12 protein-coding genes are annotated in these 19,626 nt (G+C 29.5%); 6 read left to right on the top strand and 6 right to left on the bottom strand.

Annotated features, from left to right (window positions below):
• Positions 1–2: 2 nt before the first annotated feature.
• The 6 genes from ACY2RW_RS02975 to ACY2RW_RS02950 form a co-directional block, all read right to left on the bottom strand.
• Positions 3–1,601 (bottom strand): MFS transporter, encoded by a 1,599-nt coding sequence (locus ACY2RW_RS02975; protein ID WP_490121209.1) that lies wholly within the window; start codon positions 1,599–1,601, stop codon positions 3–5.
• 222 nt (positions 1,602–1,823) lie between these two features.
• Complete coding sequence (locus ACY2RW_RS02970) at positions 1,824–3,482, bottom strand: sulfatase family protein (RefSeq protein ID WP_490121208.1); 1,659 nt, start codon at positions 3,480–3,482, stop codon at positions 1,824–1,826.
• A 66-nt stretch (positions 3,483–3,548) separates the two neighbouring features.
• Entirely contained in the window at positions 3,549–5,162 is a 1,614-nt protein-coding gene (locus ACY2RW_RS02965) for a hypothetical protein (RefSeq protein ID WP_490121207.1), read from the bottom strand.
• A gap of 10 nt (positions 5,163–5,172) precedes the next feature.
• Positions 5,173–6,690: a RagB/SusD family nutrient uptake outer membrane protein gene (locus ACY2RW_RS02960; RefSeq protein ID WP_490121206.1), complete on the bottom strand. Its 1,518-nt coding sequence runs from the start codon at positions 6,688–6,690 to the stop codon at positions 5,173–5,175.
• An 11-nt stretch (positions 6,691–6,701) separates the two neighbouring features.
• Positions 6,702–9,836, bottom strand: a complete 3,135-nt coding sequence (locus ACY2RW_RS02955) for a SusC/RagA family TonB-linked outer membrane protein (protein ID WP_490121205.1) — start codon at positions 9,834–9,836, stop codon at positions 6,702–6,704.
• A gap of 146 nt (positions 9,837–9,982) precedes the next feature.
• Complete coding sequence (locus ACY2RW_RS02950) at positions 9,983–13,876, bottom strand: hybrid sensor histidine kinase/response regulator transcription factor (RefSeq protein ID WP_490121204.1); 3,894 nt, start codon at positions 13,874–13,876, stop codon at positions 9,983–9,985.
• Positions 13,877–14,211: 335 nt separating this feature from the next.
• Between ACY2RW_RS02950 and ACY2RW_RS02945 the strand changes: the two genes are divergently transcribed.
• The 6 genes from ACY2RW_RS02945 to ACY2RW_RS02920 all read left to right on the top strand — a co-directional run bounded on the left by ACY2RW_RS02945 (position 14,212) and on the right by ACY2RW_RS02920 (position 19,615).
• Positions 14,212–14,547, top strand: a complete 336-nt coding sequence (locus tag ACY2RW_RS02945) for a single-stranded DNA-binding protein (RefSeq protein WP_490121203.1) — start codon at positions 14,212–14,214, stop codon at positions 14,545–14,547.
• 152 nt (positions 14,548–14,699) lie between these two features.
• Positions 14,700–15,158: a (2Fe-2S)-binding protein gene (locus ACY2RW_RS02940; RefSeq protein ID WP_490121202.1), complete on the top strand. Its 459-nt coding sequence runs from the start codon at positions 14,700–14,702 to the stop codon at positions 15,156–15,158.
• Between the two features lies 1 nt (position 15,159).
• The gene (locus tag ACY2RW_RS02935; protein ID WP_490121201.1) at positions 15,160–17,310 is read left to right on the top strand and encodes a xanthine dehydrogenase family protein molybdopterin-binding subunit; all 2,151 of its coding nucleotides are present in this window, start codon (positions 15,160–15,162) and stop codon (positions 17,308–17,310) included.
• A 6-nt stretch (positions 17,311–17,316) separates the two neighbouring features.
• Positions 17,317–18,504 (top strand): helix-turn-helix domain-containing protein, encoded by a 1,188-nt coding sequence (locus ACY2RW_RS02930; protein ID WP_490121200.1) that lies wholly within the window; start codon positions 17,317–17,319, stop codon positions 18,502–18,504.
• Between the two features lie 104 nt (positions 18,505–18,608).
• On the top strand, positions 18,609–19,103 hold the full coding sequence (locus tag ACY2RW_RS02925; RefSeq protein ID WP_490121199.1) for a DoxX family protein: 495 nt from the start codon (positions 18,609–18,611) through the stop codon (positions 19,101–19,103).
• 23 nt (positions 19,104–19,126) lie between these two features.
• On the top strand, positions 19,127–19,615 hold the full coding sequence (locus tag ACY2RW_RS02920) for a hypothetical protein (protein ID WP_490121198.1): 489 nt from the start codon (positions 19,127–19,129) through the stop codon (positions 19,613–19,615).
• Positions 19,616–19,626 lie beyond the last annotated feature (11 nt).

The raw sequence follows: 19,626 nt of genomic DNA, 5'->3' as shown, positions 1-19,626 counted from the left end.
ATTTATATAATGTTGGTATTTTGTTCTAATTGTCTTCTATTGTTTAGCTCTTTTGTAATTGCTGTTGTTTTTGTTTGTGTTAGTGGATAAAAAGTCATTAAACCAGCTGCAATTACTGCAATGATTGCTGGTATCCAACTCATTAATATTAATATTCCTGGAATCGCACCTTCTATAGCAATTGCATCTTGTCCATTATAATGATATAGTCCTAAAATTAAACCTATAATAGCACCTGCAATACCACCACCAAATTTGGTAGCAAAAGAGCCTGCAGAATAGATTAAACCTGTAGCTCTTCTTTTGTTTTTATATTCTGAATAATCTGCAGCATCACCCAACATTACAAAAAATAGTGTTGGGAAAATTGCAGCTGCAAATTCTGACAAAATCCCGATTGTAAATATGGCTCCAATATTCTCTGGACTGCAAAAAATGAATAAACTATTGAAGACTCCAGAAAACAATAACGCACCAATAAATACATTTTTTTTACCAAACCTTTTGCTTAATGGCGCTGTTAACATTGCACCAAAAATAGAAGCAATCATTAAACCGATTAAAAAAGAAGCAGCTAAAAGTTGATTGTTTAAATAATGAGTAAAATAAATAATGACAATACCTTGTTTTATGGCATTGTATATATTAAAAAGCAACCCAACAAATAATAGTATTAGCCAAGGTTTGTTGCGCAATAAATCTTTAAAGTCTTGTTTTAAATTGTGTTTTTGAGTTTTTGGGGGTTGTACTCTTTCTTTCGTAGTAAAGAAAGTAACTAATAAAAGTATTGCTAAAAATATCGACATTACATACATTGCGTTACTATAGCCTTTATCTTGGTTGATGATTGAAAAATCTGAAGCTTTTAAGTTTTCTTCGTCTACAACTAAAAAAGTGTATTTTTTATCAGCTTCCATAGAGAAACTTTTTCCAACAGTGGGTTCATCAGATGTATCTAAAAAAGAAAATTGAGCAATATTATTTTTAGTTTTTATGTTTACATTTTCATAGTTTTCTGGTGATGAAACTGTTACTTTGTAAGTGCTTTTATCTAAATTTTGAAGTTGAATATTTGGGTTGATGTTTCCAAAACTTGCTACCAAATACAACAAAGCACCTTGTACCAACATGCCACCAGCAAAAGCACCTACCATTCTGTAAGATCCTAAACTTGCGCGTTCTTTATCATCTCCAGTCATAACTGCCATTAACGCTCCATAAGGAATGTTATTTGCTGTATAAATTAGTGTGAATAGTATATAAGTGATGTACGCATAGATAATTTTTCCAGTATCAGAAAAATCAGGATTTGTAAATAGTAAAGAAAGAATGGCAGCTAATGGAATCGCAGTCCACAAAATCCAAGGTCTAAATTTACCATATTTGGTTTGTGTTCTATCGCCAATAATTCCCATTAAAATATCAGAAATTCCGTCACTAAATCTGGCTACCAAAAACAGGACACCTACTGTTACAGGACTTAACCCAAAAACATCTGTATAAAAAATAAATAAAAATGTAGCAACACCTCTCCAAGCAATATTTGCTGCACCATCACCTAAAGCGTAGCCAATTTTTTCTTGAAGTTTTAATTTGCTCATTTATATGATCTTAATTTGGTTTAAGAAATTTGTTGTGAAGTAAAATTAAGTGGATATCTTTAAAAAACGGTCTGTTTAAAATCAAAATTGGTTTTTATAGAGTCAAAATCTATAAAAACCAATTTTAAGAGTATTTCTAATAATAGCTTTAAAATTTTAGGGTTTTATCAATAACTTATAACTTTAGTTGACGATAAACTTACCAACTTTGATTATTATTTGTTACTTTTTTCTGTTATTAGAAATGATATCTTGTACAGAAATCTCACCATTTTTATTTTCTACAATTCCTCCAAAATCTGTATCTGTAATTTTTCTGAAGTCGTTTAAAGATTTGTTGTTTTGGTATTTATTCATCAATCTATTTAGTTGAGATTTTAAATCTGCAACTACATTGGTATATTGTGGGTCTGCAATTATATTATGAATTTGTTTAGGATCTTTTTCTAAATCGTACAGTTCCCAAACATCTATATTATAATAAAAATGTGCTAATGTATATTTTTGAGTTCTAATACCATAATGAGGTTGCACATGGTGCCAATAAGGAAACTCGTAATAATGGTAATACATAGCTTGTTGCCAATCTTTTGGAGTGTTGCCAAATAAGATTGGTTGAAAACTTTTTCCTTGCATTTTTGAACTTGTTTCTAAATTTGCCAATTCTAAAAGTGTAGGAGCAAAATCTATGTTAGAAACGATATCTTCATTTACAGTGCCAGCTTTAACTTTTTTTGGATACCTAACAATAAAAGGCATTCTTAAAGATTCTTCGTAAATAAAACGTTTGTCAAAAAAACCATGATCACCCAAATAAAAACCTTGATCTGATGTTAAAACAACAATGGTATTTTCTGTTAGGTTATTATCATCTAAATATTTTAAAACACGTCCAATATTATCATCTACAGATTTTACACAAGCTAAATAATCTTTAATGTATCTTTGATAACGCCATTTTCTACCTTCTTCATCTGATAGGTTTTCTGGTTGAACAATTTCACCTGGTTTAGAACCGTAAAATTCCCATTTCATTCGGTTTTTCCCTTTTAACTCTTTAGGTGTTTTGTATTTCATATCTCTTCTTGAGAAATAATCCATAGTCATTTCTGTATCACCAGCAGTTAATTCTCTACCTTTATAATCATCATTAAAAGTAGAAGGATAAGGCATTTCTATATCATCCCAAATTTTTTCATATTTTGTATCTGGTTCCCAAGGTCTGTGAGGTGCCTTGTATTGTAAAACCATTAAAAAAGGGTTGTTTATTTTTCTTTTTTTCTCTAACCAATCTAAAGCAAAGTCGGTACTTAAATTGGTTGAGTATCCTTTTTCTTTAACATTTTTTCCATTTTCATTGTATAATGGATTCCAATAATGACCTTGTTGGTTTGCAGAATTATGGTATTTAAAAACATCGAAACCTTGTGGTTCTGTGCCTAAATGCCATTTGCCAAATAAACTTGTTTGATATCCGTTTTTTTGAAACTCTTGTGGGAAAGTCCATTGCGTTTTATCAAATTTTCCTCCACGTTCATTTTTATAATATCCGTTTAAATTACTGTAATTACCTGTTAAAATTGCAGCTCTAGATGGGCCACAAATAGCATTGGTACATAATGCATCTTGAAACAACATTCCTTCTTTTGCGAGTCTATCTATATTTGGAGTTGGGGCGATATCTTTAAAGATACTACCATAAGCACTTATGGCTTGCGTTGTTAAATCGTCTGCCATAATATAGATAACATTTGGTCTTTCTATTGTTGCGTCTTTTTTGGCAATAGTATTTATTGTTTTGCTAGCACAATATGTTAATAATGAAATTGTAGCAATAACAATAGTTACAATAGGTAAATAGTTTCTTTTTATAATTGCCATTTGGTGATTATTTTTTCTTTCTGTCTTTAAAATATGTTTTAAAGACAGAAAGAAATTTATGAAGTCTTATTTTTCTTCAGCTGTAAAAGCAATAGATATTTCTGCTTTTATATCATCTATAAAATACTGTCCGTTTTGAGAAGCACCATTGTTAGAGCCTAAAAACCATGCAAGTTTTAAATCGTTACCTGAAATATTAGTTAAATCTACAAGTACATTATTTATTGGATTATTTACTCTTGTTTTCCAGTTATGACTTCCAGGCCACCTAGAATCGTTATTTGCCATAACTGTTGTCCACTTTGATGCATTAAAAGAGCCTCCATCTAAATCTGAAGTGTTATTGGATGCAAATAAACCACGATTGTAAGTTGTAGTAAACTTGTCATTATATCCAAAAACTTCTCCAAAAGATACTCTTAAAGCTTTTACACCAGTAATATCTATAGATCTTACTAAGTAGTTTTCTGTTGCTCCTGGATTTATGATTCTAATTCCTTCTACATCTGGCAACCCAGCTTTTGTAACTTTTTTCTTTTGCCATTTGCTAGACGCACCAATTGTGTAACCAGCAAATTTTGGATATAATGTGTTGTTTGCATCTATAGTACCATCTTTTCCATCATTAAAATCTTGATTAATTAATAAGTTAGTTTCCCATCTTTTTTCTACGGTAATAGAAAATAAATTTTCAAAAGAAACACTTGTACCAGCTCCATTAGTTACTTTTACACCAATGTTGTATGTTCCTGTAGGTAGATTTTTATCTGCTGCTATTTGTAAAGTACCATCTGCGTTTGCTGTTATAGAACCAGCTGTTAATGTAGATGGTAAAATTACATCATACCCTCCATTAGCATCCATACCTTGTAGGTTAGGAACAGCAGTTTTGTAAGCTGTCCATGGTGATAGAGTTACATTATTTAATTTATTAGTATTTGCAGATAGGCTGTAAGAGATTGTAGGTGCAGCACCAATAGTAACAGTTACAATATCTGAAAAAAGCTTTTCTCCTACATTTGTTGCTATAGAAACAGATAGTTTATGCACACCTGTTCCTGCATTAGTGTTTCTAGAAATAACTCCTGTACTTTTATTAATGGTAAATCCTTGTGGAGAATTACTTAATTTGTATTCTACACTATTTGCATCAATAATATTATTACCAGAAGTGTCTTTATAGGTAACTGTTGCTATATCTACTTCATCTAAAAAACCAATACTAACTGAGTTTTTTGTTATGATATAATCTAATGGAATAGGGTTAATTGTTACTTTATAAACGTCAGCAAATTTAACAACTCCGTTAACGTTATTCACTCCAATAGAAAAACTGTAGGTTTCTCCAGGTGTAAGAAAGCCTGTTTTATTTTCTATTTTGATTGTTCCTTTTTCAGAATCTATAGAAAATTTATCTAGGTTATTGGTAAGCTTTCCTTTAGAAGTATTAATTTCTAAAATAGATATAGTGTATACAGGAGCTTCTATTTTAAATGTTGGAGCCGCAGAAACGATATCTCTTAAATAAGAATAAGTAGATAAATCTGTGTATTTTAAATCTATATCACTATTTATAATATATTTATTTTCAAACACTTCATTTTCTGTATCTTCACAACCTGCAAAGACAATTAAAAATAGGGTTATTAAAGATAAAATCTTTGTATTGTTAATTTTCATAATTTTATTTTTAGTATCCAGGATTTTGATCTGAACCGTTAATTTTTTGGTTTGTTTCTATTTCTGTTGATGGAATTGGAAACAACATAACTTTTGAATCTACAGGGTAAATAAGATCAAAAGGCTTATTTGCTCTGTTATTGTGTACTTCTATGTAATTTGTTTTGTAGAAATCAAAACCTCTTCTTCTGCTTACAAAAAAGTCTTGTCCTTCACCAAGTAATTCAAAGTGATATTCTTTCATAATTGCAGTTCTAAATTGATCTTGTGTTAAGCCAGACCAATTAGCTGGTACAGTAGCACCATTTGTGTCTCTTGCTCTTTTTAAAACTTCATTAACATATTGGTATGCATTTCCTGGTCCGTTTATTTCATTTTCTATTTCTGCTAACATTAATAATAAGTCTGCATACCTGTAGTGTACGTAATTAAAATTGTTTGCGTCTGTAGTGGCTGTTTGATCTTTTACAAAGTATTTGTTTAACCATGGGTAAGAATTGTTAAAACTAGTTCTAGATCTAGAAGGGTAAACCTTAACAGTTTGACCGTTATTTGCTCTAACGTATTGAGACCTAAATGTAAAATCTATTCTTGGGTCTCCAGGATAAGCGGTTGTATGTGCGTCTACTACTTCTGGGTTAATTCTAAAACGCTCCCAACCCCTACCAGGAAAAGCATTATTAGGGGTAAATATTCTTGTTATTCTAGAAGCAAATTCTTCGTTAAACTGAATTTCGAAAATAGATTCTGAATTGTTGTTTGCTAAAGCTACATTAGCCCATAAGTTACCATAGTTACTAACCAATGTGTATTTATTGTAAACTTTTATAGCTTCATTGTAAGCAAGTTGCCAATTTGGACTGCTGTTATCGTTTGCTGCTAACGTCATGTAAACTTTTGCAAGTAACATATTAGCAGCGTATTTAGAGGGGCTTCCAGGAATTTGAGCAGCGTTGTCAAACATTAAAGATTCTGCTTTTTTAGCGTCTTCTATAATAAGTTTGTAAACGTCATCTACAGTTGCTCTAGGCTCATTTAGTGTTAGTTCTGTTGCAGGTTTTGTATAGATAGGAACACCTCCATAAGTTCTTACCAAGTTAAAGTAGGCATGAGCTCTTAAAAAATAAGCAATTCCTAATATATTTTTTAACTTTGTATCTGAAGAACTTTCGTCTACATTTACTATCAAATCATTAGTTCTTGCAATAGCTTGATAAGAAGCTCTCCAAAAATTAGTTGTATAGTTTATTGAAGGTTCTGGGCTTAGTTTTCCTATGGTATTTCTATCTGTAGGTCTTTTTACTACAAATAAACCAGACATATATAGTGTTGAGTGATGAAAATCTGCACTATAGTAGTTAAAATTTGCAAAAGTAGAGTAGATACCATTTAAAGCTGCAGTAGCACCATCTAAAGAGTTATAAACATTACTTTCTGCAAGAAATGGAGGGTTTTCTTCTAAGTCACATGAAGTAAATATTAATGTGAAAATTAAGAGTAACGATGAAATTTTATATGTATTTTTCATATTATTATTTTTTAAAATTTAATATTGGCACCAATTACAAAACTTGAAACGTTTGGAGTACCAACCCAATCTACGCCTAAAATGGTACCATCATACAAGAAACTTGTTAGTTCTGGATCATAACCACTATAGTTTGTAAGTGTTAATAAGTTATTACCAGAAGCAAATAGTTTAAATGAACTTATTAGTGAGTTTTCTGGCATATCAAAATCATAACCTAAAGTTATGTTGTTTATTCTTAAGTAAGAACCATCTTCTACAATTCTATCGTTTGGAACGTTAGATGCAGTAACAGAGCCAACTCTTGGGAAAGCCCCATCTGTATTTGTTGTAGACCACGCATCGTAAAATGCTTCTGGTCTAATATTGTTACCTGTACCAACAGCATTTGCTTCTATTAATAAATTACCATTTAAAATTTCGTTACCAACAACACCGTTCATAAGTACAGAAAGAGAAAATCTTTTGTAAGTAAAATCAGCATTTACACCAAATGTAAAGTCTGGGTTTGGATTACCAATGTTAGTTTTATCTGCATCGTTAATATTACCATCTCCATTAACATCAACAAAAATAACATCTCCTGCTTGGTTTGCGTTTCCATTAAAAGTAGGGCCAGCTGCTGCATCTGTAGTGTTTTTGTAAATACCATTAGTTTTGTATCCCCAAAACAAACCTACTTCTTCACCTTCTATAAAAGCGTTTGCTGGTGCTTTAAAATTGTTTCCTGTAGACACATTATTACCTAAATAAAAAGAACGGTTCACAGCATTACCATTGATGAAGATATTACTTTTAGGTAAAGCAGATAGGTCTGTAATTTTAGATTTTATAAAAGAAATATTACCACCTAAATTAAAAGTAAAGTCTTCTTTGTTTACAATTAATCCATTTAAAGATAAATCGATACCTCTGTTTTCTAAACTACCTTGGTTTCTAAGATAATTTTGAAAACCTGTAGAAGTTGCAATAGGCGTGTTTATTAATAGGTCTGTTGTTTTCTTTAGGTATGCGTCTACACTACCTGTTAATCTATTTTCTAATAATCCAAAATCTAAACCAACGTTAGATTGTGTTGTTGTTTCCCAAGTTAAATTTTTATTAGCTATGTTTAGTGGCACAACTCCTAAAATTGTAGAATTGGTAACATCTGCATAGAAACTAGGGCCGTAATTATTTATAGTTTGATAAGGATTAATGGCTTGGTTACCAGATTGCCCCCAAGATACTCTAAATTTTAAATTGTTGATGGACTCTATATTTCTAATAAATTTTTCATTTGAAACTGTCCACGCAAAAGATGCTGCTGGAAAGTACCCAATTTGGTTACTTCCTTGAAACTTAGAAGACTTGTCTGCTCTAAAAGATGCATTAAAAGCATATTTATTATTTATAGTATATGTGGCTCTAGCTAAGTAAGAAAATATGTTTTCTTCAAAATCTAAAGAAGTATATGGGGTTAGGGTTAATTCTGCTAATTGCGGACTTCTTTCTCTTAAATTACTTATAGGAAAATCTCCTACCTCATATATATTGTTGTTAGAATTATTTCCATCAAAAGAAATACCAACTGTTGCGTTTAATCTATGCTTGTTTTCGAATCTTTTATTAAAAATTAAAAGATTATCAAAGGTATAAGAAATTTTTTCTTGATCAGACAAAGCTAAATACCCGTTAGTAAATGAACCTTTTTGAGTTTCTGCACCATACCAACGAGAACGCTCTTTAATTCTGTAATTACTACCAGCTCTCATTTGGTATTTTAAATTGTCTGCTATATCATAAGTTAATCTTAAAGAGGCGTTTAATCTTTTTTCATTGATTTTCTCTTCTACGTTTTCTATAAATTTGTAAGGATTAAATAATTCTAAATCGTCTTCTATTTCTCCATCTAACAATGGATTATAACTTATTAACTGTCTTGTAAAACTTCTTCCACCACCAGAAATTGATGCTCCTTGATTTAAGTTTCCTCTTCCTAAATAAAGACCAATTCTAGATTGTAAATTTAATTTTGTATTTAAGTCTGTAGTATAGTTTAATTGAAGATTGGTCGAGGTTAAAAAAGTATTTGGAATAATACCTTCTATTTCGTTAAATTGACCAGACAAATAATAGTTAGATTTATCATTTGCTCCACTAACATTTAAGCCAGCTTGTGTAGAAAAAGCATTTCTAAACACACTATCTTGCCAATTAATTTGTGTTAATTCTTTTAAAACATTTCCGCTATTGTCTAAACTAAAAACTTTACCTCCAACAATAGAATAATTTGGTGGGTTGTTTTGTAAAATAGCGTTAATATTTCTGTATTGTGCATATCCAACAGGATCTAATACGTTAATTTTTTTTGTTGCTTGAGAAACACCAGATTGTGCAAAAGTATTTATTACAGCATTTCCTTTTTTACCTTTTTTTGTTGTAATTATAATAACACCGTTTGCACCACGAGAACCATATATAGCAGTTGCAGAAGCATCTTTTAAAACAACCATACTTTCTATATCTCTTGGGTTTATACCTGTTAAACCGTTTTGTGTAGACTGTGTTTCATTGGCATCACTTGTAGCATCTAATACATCTTCTCCAGCAGAATTAATTATAACCCCATCTACAACATATAAAGGCTCATTATTACCTCTTAAACTATTTGCTCCTCTAATTCTAACACTAACAGGAGCTCCAGGTGTACCAACGTTAGAATTTACTTGAATACCAGATGACCTACCTTGTAAAATAGAACCAACACTGTTGTATTGAGCTGCTATATTATCTTTTTCTTTAATTTCTGTTAAAGAACCTGTAAGGTCTTTTTTTGCTGATGAACCATACCCAATAATAACTATTTCTTCTAATTGTTCAGTATCTGGTTTAAGTTCTACTGTAATGTCTGTTTGATTAGTAATTAAAACTTCTTTAGTAGTATATCCTAAATAACTAAATACTAATGTAACTGGTGTTTTATCTATTTTGATAGAAAACAAACCATCAAAATCTGTAATTTCACCTTTGGTTGTTCCTTTTACAATTATAGATGCACCAGGTAATGGGTATTTGGCATCATCTATAACTTTTCCTTTTACTGTTGTTTGTGCCATAATTGTAATTGGCAAGAGTAACAGAATTGTATAAAATATTTTTTTCATAATTTGGATTGATTATTTTGACGCTAAATTATATTTTCATCATTAAAATGGCTCATAAATAACATCACAAAAGGTATGAAAATTGTCAGAATTGTAATAAAAGATAGGGTTTTTGAGTATTTTTTAAAAAAGTACCCTAAAAATTATCAATTCTTTTTTAAGCTATCTAAAAAACTACTTGGTGTAGAACCATAAAACTTTTTAAAAGATGTACTAAAGTATTTTGGGTTAGAAAAACCAGAACTATATGCTACTTCTTTAATACTTAATTGCCCTTTTATTAGTAAATTTTTAGCATGTTTAAGTTTAGTGTGTATTATAAAATCTTGGGGAGATAAGTCTACCAAGTTTTTTAATTTCATGTAAAGTGACGTTCTGCTCATTCCAAAACTACCTGATAAATCATGTACAGAAAAAGAGTTATTTTCTATGTTTTCTATAATTTTATCTTCTAAATTTTGTAAAAAGTCTTTGTCTTTTTGATTTCTGAATAGGGTTGCATTGTCAGTATCATTATCATGAATATATTTTTCACGAAGATTTCTTTTAAATTTTAAGGTATTTATAATTTTTGCTAAAAGTAGTTTTGTGTTTACTGGTTTTTCTAAATATTCTGATACACCACTTTCTATACTTTCTAATTTTTGGGTAGAGTTTTGAAGAACAGTTAGCATAAAAACAGGAATATGATTTAGACTAATATCTTCTTTTATTTTTTTAGCCATTTCCATACCATCCATTTCTGGCATAATTAAATCTGTTAAGATAATGTCTGGAAAGTTTTGTAATGCCATTTCTATACCTTCTGCTCCATTACTAGCTTCAAATATTAAAAAATAATTTCCTAAAGATTCTACAAGTAGAGATCTTAATTCATCATTATCTTCTACAATTAGTATTTTTGAATCTGAGAATTTATCAAGCTCTAACTGATCTTCTGCAGAATGTTCGCTTTTTAAGGCTTCATTTTCTTCTATGACACTTTCTTTATAAAGATTGTGTAAGTTTTTTAAGAGAATTGTAAAAGTGGTACCTCTGTTTTCTAGGCTTTCAAAACTTATTGTGCCCCCAGTTTTTTCTATTAATTTTTTGGTCATTATCAACCCTAAGCCAGTACCTGGTTTTTGACTATTTATAGCATTTCTAGCTCTGTAATATCTATTTAGTATATATTTTTGTTGATCTTTAGGTATACCAATACCATTATCTGCTATTTGTAATTTTAGTTCTCCTTTAGTAGTCTTATTTAGTTTCAATTTTATTTTACCATTATCTAAAGAATATTTAATTGCATTAGATAGTAGGTTTAATATAATTTTATCAAAAACATCTCTGTAATAATAAAATATTTGATCTGGCCAGTGGTTTTCTATTTCAATAGATAAGTTTCTTTCTTCTGTTAGAGGTTTAAAGTTTTTAATTCTGCCTTCTAAATATTTATTAATTTCAATCTTAGAGGCATTTTGATATATGGTATCTTGAGAAGTTACTTTATGAAAATTAAGCATCTGCTCAAAAAGTGAATTAATTCTTTTTACTGTTGTTTTTATATGTTTATTAGATTCATTAGAGTTGTCTTTATTAGTAATACTCTCTAAAGAAGACATTAAAATGGTAAGTGGTGTTTTAATTTCATGAGTTATATTATTAAAAAACTCTATTTGATCATCTGCATTTTTTTTGTTGATGATAACTGTTGTAAAATGAATTACTCCAACTATTAAAGCTATAGAGAGTATTGCATAGATTAGAAAAGCAACATGTGTTAACCACCAAGGAGATAATATTTTAATTTTAATAGATTTTACATCACTAGCAATGTCGTATTTATTTATGGCTTTTATTTTAAGCACATAATTTCCACTTTCTAAATTAGTATATGTTATAGAGCTTTTAGAGTTAGGTTTAGACCATTTGTTATCAAAACCTTCTAGCATCCAAGAATATTTCATCTTATTTGGAGCACTGTGTTGTATACCTGTAAATTCTATACCAATGGAATTTTGATTGTGTTTTAAAGTAATTGCATCAACTACATTAATATGTTTTTTTAAAGGCTCTTCATTAGGCAATACAATTTTATTAAATAGCAAAAACTCATCTAAAACTATTGAAGGTTTTTGGTTTTGACTCACAATTTTGTTTGGGTTAAATGCAGTAACTCCATTTACGCCACCAAAAGCTATTAAATTATCATCTAATTTGGCATAACTACCATAATTATATTCTGTGCTAGCTAAACCATCTCTTTTATCGTATACATTAATAATAGTATCTTTATTAGATAAAATAACATTTACCAAACCCTTTGTTGTACTTGCCCATATTGTGTTTTTATCTTTTAGCAAGACACCTTGAACGATATCTGAAGGCATACCAGAACTAACATTAAGTTTTCGTATTTGTTTATTTTGAGGATTGTAAAAAACAATTCCAGCTCCATTAGTACCAATTACTAAATTTTTAGAGTTGGTTTCTTGTACAGTGTGTATGGTTGAATATGCAAGAGACTTTTTGTTTGGCTCTAAATCTTCAATAATTCTGAAATTATTATTTTTAGGATTAATTTTATAAATTCCATATCTACCAGAAGCTAAAATAGATCCATCACTTAATTCTGTAATTGCTTTTATTTGAAGAATTGGATAGTTTCTGATACTACTATTAGATGAGATAGAAATAAGATTATTATCTATACCACCAACCCAAACTGCTCCATTAGAAGCTTTTTTTAGCGCATATATTTTTGTGAGTAGATTTTTATCTTCATGTAATTTATTGTAATTAATTATTTTAAACGTTTTTATATTTATTTTAAACAATCCAAAACCATAAGTACCAACCCACATAAAATCTTTATCTGGTTCTAGAGCTAATACAATAATTTGAGAATTGGTTTTGGTATTAAATTCTTGAATATGTTTCCAAGTATTTTTTTTTGAGTTCCAAATGCTTAATCCGTTTTTTGTACCAAACCAAATATTACCATTAGAATCTTTGGCTATACTTCTAGTAAAGTTACTTGATAGACTATTTGGATTATTAAGTTGATGCTGAATTTTTAAAAAAGGTAATTTCTTAAAGTTAAAATAATTTACTCCTCCACCATAAGTAGCAATCCAGATGATGCCTTCTTTGTCAAATTCTAGGTCGTAAATTCCGTTACTAGAAATAGAGGAGGGGTTATTAAAATCTTGTTTGTAGTTTTTTAGAATTTTATTGTCGTTATTTAATTCGAAAATTCCATTACCATCTGTTGCAATAAAAATATGATTTGAGTTTCCTAAAATAATATCTTTAACAGGAAAGTCAAAGGAATTAATTACCCTATCAAAAGTAAATACATCGTTTATTTTTTTTAAACTAAATTGATGTCCAGACTCTGAACCCACCATCAATTTTTCATTTATTTTTCCTATAAAATGAATATCTTTTAAATAGCTAGGTAATTCTATTTCTTTAAATTCTTTTTTTATAGAGTTGTAGATAAAAAGCCCATTTTCTGTTCCGCAAACAATATCTTTTTTATCTATAAATAATGAGATTATTGGATTGTTAAAAATTGTAGGGATTAATTTTTTTGATTCATTATCATACCTCCACAAACCATTAAAACCGCCAATCCAAACATTGCCATTTTCATCTTCATCAATACTTTCAACTAAAGATGGGTTTATATTGTCTTTTGTTGTTAATAATTCAAACTTATCCAAGTTAGGGTTATAAATACAAACTCCTTTTTCTAGCCCAACAAAAATAGTACCTCTACTATCTATAAAAATTTCTGACGCTCTATTACTTAGTGTTTCAGGAAGTCCATTGTAAGTATTATAAAGTTTATATGATTTGGAATTATGTTTTAAAACACCTTCTTCAGATGCTATCCAAAGATTGCCTATACTGTCTTTTTTTATAGCATACGTTATGCTTTGCGTAGAAGAATTTTCTCCAACAAGTTGTTGAGATTCAATAATTACTTGCGAGAATAAAAATTGGGTACAAAAAAATACTACAAAAAGAAAGCAAACACGGGTCTTCAAAACAAAAAAACTATTTCTTATATGACAATAAATGTAATAAATATAAACTATCGATTTAAACTTTTTCTGACTTTTTAATTGATTAACAACATTTACAACTAAATAAAATTTAGAGAATGTCTATTTTTTTAAATTTTAAATTGATTTAAAAGGAGTAATGTGTATTAAAAAAAATACCCATTTACAAACGACTACAAACACTTACAACCGAAAGTAATTGTTTTGTAACCGAATAAAAATTCTAATAGTTCTCAATTTTGCAGTGTTGAATAATCATCAACAAAAATAAATTATAAACTTACACTTAAAATAGAAGTGTTTAAAAAACTTATCTTATGAATACGTTAAGAAACAAAGTACAGTTAATTGGTAGATTGGGTCAAGATCCAGAAATTATTACGTTTAAAGACGGTAACAAAATGGCTAAATTTTCTATGGCTACAGATGATAGTTATAAAGACAAAGCAGGCAACAAAGTAGAACGTGCTTATTGGCATTCTATAATTGTAAAAGGTGGTCTTGTAAACGTGGTAGAAAACTATGTTAATAAAGGACAAGAAATTGCTGTAGAAGGCAAACTTACAAACAGAACTTACAACTCAGAAACAGGAGAAAAAAGATATATTACCGAAATTATGGTAAATGAATTATTGCTTTTAGGAGGAAAATAGATTGGGAAATTTGTTATGAAAAAATGGCTTGTTCTTTTTTAGAACAGGCTTTTTTTGTTAAAAACATCACAAAATGACTTCACAAAAAAACTATTTAAAAAACCAAAAATATTTTTTAGTAACTTACAACATCAATTTATAAAACTTCTTCTATGCCAAACTATACATTAAATATTAACGGAAAGCAAGTAACTGTTTCTGCAGATTCAGACACCCCTTTATTGTGGGTTTTAAGAGATGAACTAAACTTGGTTGGTACAAAATTTGGCTGTGGTATAGCTCAATGTGGAGCTTGTACAGTTCATATAGATGGGGTTGCAACAAGAAGTTGCCAAATGCAAGTTTCAATTTTAGATGACGTAAAAATTACAACAATAGAAGGTTTATCTAAAGATGGAAAACACCCTGTACAAGAAGCTTGGAAAGAAATAGATGTTCCACAATGTGGTTATTGTCAAGCAGGACAAATTATGACAGCTTCTGCATTTTTGGCAGAAAATAAAGCACCAACAGATGATGAAATTAGAGAAGCAATGCATGGTAATATTTGCAGATGCGCTTCTTACAATAGAATTGAAAAAGCAGTAAAATTAGCATCTAAAAACTTATAATATGAAACTACATAAAAAAGACAATTTTAGTAGAAGAAATTTTTTAAAAACTTCAGTTTTAGCTAGTGGTGGATTATTAATAGGCTTTAATCTATTAACAGCATGTAAAAAAGAGGCAGAAATGCCAGTAGATATTGCCAATCTGAATTTTAACGATTTTAATGCATTTATTAAAATTTCTGATGATGGTTATGTAACTATTTACTCTCCAAACCCAGAAATTGGGCAAGGTGTAAAAACATCTATGCCTATGATTATAGCAGAAGAATTAGATGTAGAATGGAGCAAAGTAAATGTAGTACAAGGTGCATTAGATACCAAAAATTTTCAAAGTCAAGTTGCTGGTGGTAGCCAATCTATAAGACAAAGTTGGGATGCTCTAAGACAAACAGGAGCAACTGCAAAGCAAATGTTAGTAAACGCTGCTGCAGCTAAATGGAATGTAGATGCTGCTACTTTAAAAGCATCAAAAGGAATTATTACAAACACAAATGGAGAAAAATTAGGTTATGGTACTGTAGTAAAAGAAGCTGCAATGTTAAAAGTTCCTGAAAATGTAACTTTAAAAAGCACCAAAGATTTTAATATAATTGGTAAAGATGCTATAAATGTAGATATAGATAAAATCATCACAGGAAAACCTTTATTTGGGTTAGATTATAAAACAGACAATATGGTTATTGCATCTGTATTGAGACCTCCAGCTTTTGGACAAAAATTAGTTTCTTTTGATGGTTCAAAGGCAAAATCTATAAACGGAGTTTTTGAAGTACTAAAATTTGGAGACAAAGTGGCTGTTTTAGCCAATTCAACTTGGGCAGCCATGAAAGGTAAAAAAGCCCTTTCTGCTACTTGGAAAGAAGAAAAATTAGAGTCTACAGAAAGTCATAACAAAATATTAACCAAAATTTTAGACGGAAAAAAGTTTGATGTAAGAAGAGAAGATGGAAACATAAAAAAAGCTTTTGCAGAAGCTGATAAAGTAGTTGAAAGAACTTATCACTCACCATTTTTGCCTCATAATTGTCTAGAACCTATGAATTTTTATGCAGATGTTACAGCTGATAAAGTACATTTGGTTGGTCCAATTCAAACTCCACAATGGACAGTAAATAGAGTCGCAAAATTACTAGATAGAAAAACAGAAGATATTCATTGCGAGATGACAAGAATGGGAGGAGGTTTTGGTAGACGTTTGTATGGAGATTTTGCTTTAGAAGCTGCAGAAATATCTAATTTGGCAAAAAAACCAGTAAAAGTAGTCTTTTCTAGAGAAGATGATATGACTGCAGGAACTTACAGACCTGCCATAAAATATAGAATTGCTGCGTCTTTAAAAGAGGGTAAAGTAACAGGATATCATTTAAAAGAAGCTGCTATAAACGGAAATATGTATGGATTAATCCCAAATTTTTTTCCTGCAGGTTGTATTCCAAATTACAAAGTAGAAACTGGTAATTATAAAAGCAACATCACAACAGGAGCTTGGAGAGCACCTTACACCAATTTTTTAGCTTTTGCAGAACAAAGTTTCTTTGATGAATTGGCTACAGAATTAAATGTAGATAGTATTCAATTACGTTTAGATTTGTTACAAAATGTTAAAAACACAGATGATAAAAGAATTGAATATTCTGGACAAAGAATGGAAGATACTATTAAATTAGTTCGAGAAAAAGCAAATTGGGGTAAAGCAGAACAAGGAGTTTATCAAGGCTTTGCAGCTTACTACAGTCATAATACTCATGTTGCAGAAATAGCAGATATTGTTTTAAAAGACGGATTTCCAGTAATTAAAAAAGTAACAGCTGCTGTAGATTGTGGAGTTGTGGTAAATCCAACAGGTGCCAAAAATCAAGTAGAAGGTGGTGTTTTAGATGGAATAGGACATGCTATGTATAGTGATTTTTCCTTTAAAAATGGGAAGCCAGAATATCAAAATTTTGACAAGTACAGATTAATTAGAATGCAAGAAACCCCAAAAGTAGAAGTGCATTTTGTACAAAATGATAAAAAACCAACAGGTTTAGGAGAACCAGGTTTGCCACCTGCAGGAGGTGCTGTTGCCAATGCAATTAATGCTGCTTTAGGTAAGAGAATTTACAAACAACCTTTTGTAAATGAGCTAAATAAAAGTAGTATTTTAGGATAGAATTTAATGACAATTTTACCACTTTCAGGTTTTCCAGATTTTAATATTTACAGTACACCATTACTAGTTTTAGTTTTTCAAGGGCTTATTTTTGTGGGTCTGTTATTTAGTAGATACTTAAAGAAAAGAAATATTTCCGATTTATTTTTAGCGCTTATACTCTTCATTATTTGTTACGAACAAACTTGTTACACAGTTGGTTTTATGGGTTGGTACGACTTGTATAAAAACACAAAAATCAACTACTTTTTAATACCTTTAGGTATAGCTATTGCACCACTAATTTATTTTTATGTCAAAGCAATTACAACATCTAATTTTAAATTTAAAAAACAACACTTTTTACATTTTATACCTGCAATCACTTTAATTTTATACAGGTTTAGTATTTACTTTTATGATAGCTTACAATCAGGGTTTAACACTACTCAAAATGGCGTTCTAAAATTAGCTGTAGATGAATCTATTGTTATGCCTTTATTGGTTTTTGTAAGTTTTGCCCAAATGTTATTGTATTTGGCATTTACTTTTCAATTATTTTATAATTATAGAAAACGAATCCAAGAGTACTTTTCAAACACCTATAGACTAGAACTCAACTGGATTTTAAGTTTTTTAGTAGCCTTTACAGCATTATTTTTATATAGTTCATTACAAGATATTATAGGAAGTTTAATTATAGAAATTAACTATAAGCAACGTTGGTGGCTCAATATTTTTATGGCTTTAGTGGTTTTGTTTGTTGGTATAAAAGGATATTTTACAGATACAACAAAACTTAACAAATTGTCTTTTAGTTTTTCTCCTAATCCAGAAAGTATTCCTCAGATTTCTGAAGATAAAACTGTGATCTCTAAATTAGAAATCAAAAAGTTATCTAATTTTATGGAAAAAGAAAAACCATACTTAAATCCAGATTTAAATTTATCTGATTTATCTGATGAATTACAAATTAATCGTGCTGAATTAAGTAAAATTATTAATTCAGGATTTAATAAAAATTTCAATGATTTTATAAATGAATATCGTGTAAACACTTTTAAAAACAAGCTACAAGAAGGTAAACACAAACAACTTTCTTTATTAGGTATAGCTTACGATTGTGGTTTTAATAGTAAAGCTACATTTAATCGTGTTTTTAAGAAAATTACAGATACTTCACCTTCCCAATTTTTAAATTCATTATCAAAATAAGACGTCTCAAATCGTATATAAGACTTCTAAATACATTTTAAGTCGCCAATAAAAAGTAGAAATAGCAATTTTGTCTTATCAAAACAAAATAAACTATTTCCTTTATGAAAACACGTATTTTAAAAATTACAAAAGCACTAATTTCTCCAGTAATTCAAAGCCATTGGTTTGGAGATTTGTTAATTGCCATTCCAAGAATTATTTGCGGATTATTATTAACCTTAAGTTTTGGGTCAGATAAGTTTGGTTTGCCTTGGTCCTCTAAATCAAATTTAGGTTTTTTTGAAGTTGTTGCATGGTTTCCAAAAGATGTAGCAGAATATGGAGGTATTTTTGCAATGTTTCCAGTTTTCTTTGCTTGGTCAGGTGCATTTGCAGAGGCAGTTGGCGGGCTTTTTCTTGCTCTCGGATTCAAAACTAGAATAGCTTCCTTTTTAATTATGTGCACAATGTTAGTAGCTATTTTTCTTCAAAAATGGAATCAGGGCTTGTGGTCTATGTTACCAGCAATGGGTTTTTTATGGGTTTCTATCTATCATTTGTATTTGGGTTCTGGTAAATTCGGAGTCGATTACATCATTTCAAAAAAATTAAAATAATAGTCAGTTTTAAAATAATAATAATGAAAACAATATTCACAATTATCATCAGCCTTAGTCTTTTAGTAACTGTAAAAGCACAAACAAAAGTAGCAATTTCCGACTTTAAAATTCTAAATAATACCAATTGGAAAGGGACTTTAACGTATAAAAATTATAGTGATGGTAAAGAAATTACCTTACAAACATCAATGCAAATTTTAATAGAAAAGAATAAAATAATTAGCGAAATTAAATTTCCTAGAGAACCAAAAGCAAATTCTAAAACAAAGATTAAAATTAGAAAAAAGGGTACTTATTTTGGGGATGAAAAAATAATTTTAAAAGAAAATTTAAAAAATGGTTTTACTAAAATAGTTACTTATTATAAAGGAAAAGACAATAATAAAAAAGCAAAAATGTATAAGACATATTTGTTTAATAAAGATTCATTTTCTATAGTAAAAGAAGTAGAATATATAGATTCTAAAGAAAAAATCATAAGAAATAAACAAAATTTTAAACGTATTTAAAAGTATAAAAA

This window comes from Polaribacter sp. 2305UL8-11 (assembly GCF_058147165.1).
Note: the sequence above shows the minus strand (reverse complement) of the source record. Positions and strands in the feature narration are given on the sequence as shown.

Bases quoted from the DNA above. Each gene is read 5' to 3' on its own strand.
- ACY2RW_RS02955 (WP_490121205.1), bottom strand. From the start codon at position 9,836: ATGAAAAAAATATTTTATACAATTCTGTTACTCTTGCCAATTACAATT.
- ACY2RW_RS02970 (WP_490121208.1), bottom strand. From the start codon at position 3,482: ATGGCAATTATAAAAAGAAACTATTTACCTATTGTAACTATTGTTATT.
- ACY2RW_RS02960 (WP_490121206.1), bottom strand. From the start codon at position 6,690: ATGAAAAATACATATAAAATTTCATCGTTACTCTTAATTTTCACATTA.
- ACY2RW_RS02945 (WP_490121203.1), top strand. From the start codon at position 14,212: ATGAATACGTTAAGAAACAAAGTACAGTTAATTGGTAGATTGGGTCAA.
- ACY2RW_RS02935 (WP_490121201.1), top strand. From the start codon at position 15,160: ATGAAACTACATAAAAAAGACAATTTTAGTAGAAGAAATTTTTTAAAA.
- ACY2RW_RS02940 (WP_490121202.1), top strand. From the start codon at position 14,700: ATGCCAAACTATACATTAAATATTAACGGAAAGCAAGTAACTGTTTCT.
- ACY2RW_RS02920 (WP_490121198.1), top strand. From the start codon at position 19,127: ATGAAAACAATATTCACAATTATCATCAGCCTTAGTCTTTTAGTAACT.
- ACY2RW_RS02925 (WP_490121199.1), top strand. From the start codon at position 18,609: ATGAAAACACGTATTTTAAAAATTACAAAAGCACTAATTTCTCCAGTA.
- ACY2RW_RS02965 (WP_490121207.1), bottom strand. From the start codon at position 5,162: ATGAAAATTAACAATACAAAGATTTTATCTTTAATAACCCTATTTTTA.
- ACY2RW_RS02975 (WP_490121209.1), bottom strand. From the start codon at position 1,601: ATGAGCAAATTAAAACTTCAAGAAAAAATTGGCTACGCTTTAGGTGAT.
- ACY2RW_RS02930 (WP_490121200.1), top strand. From the start codon at position 17,317: ATGACAATTTTACCACTTTCAGGTTTTCCAGATTTTAATATTTACAGT.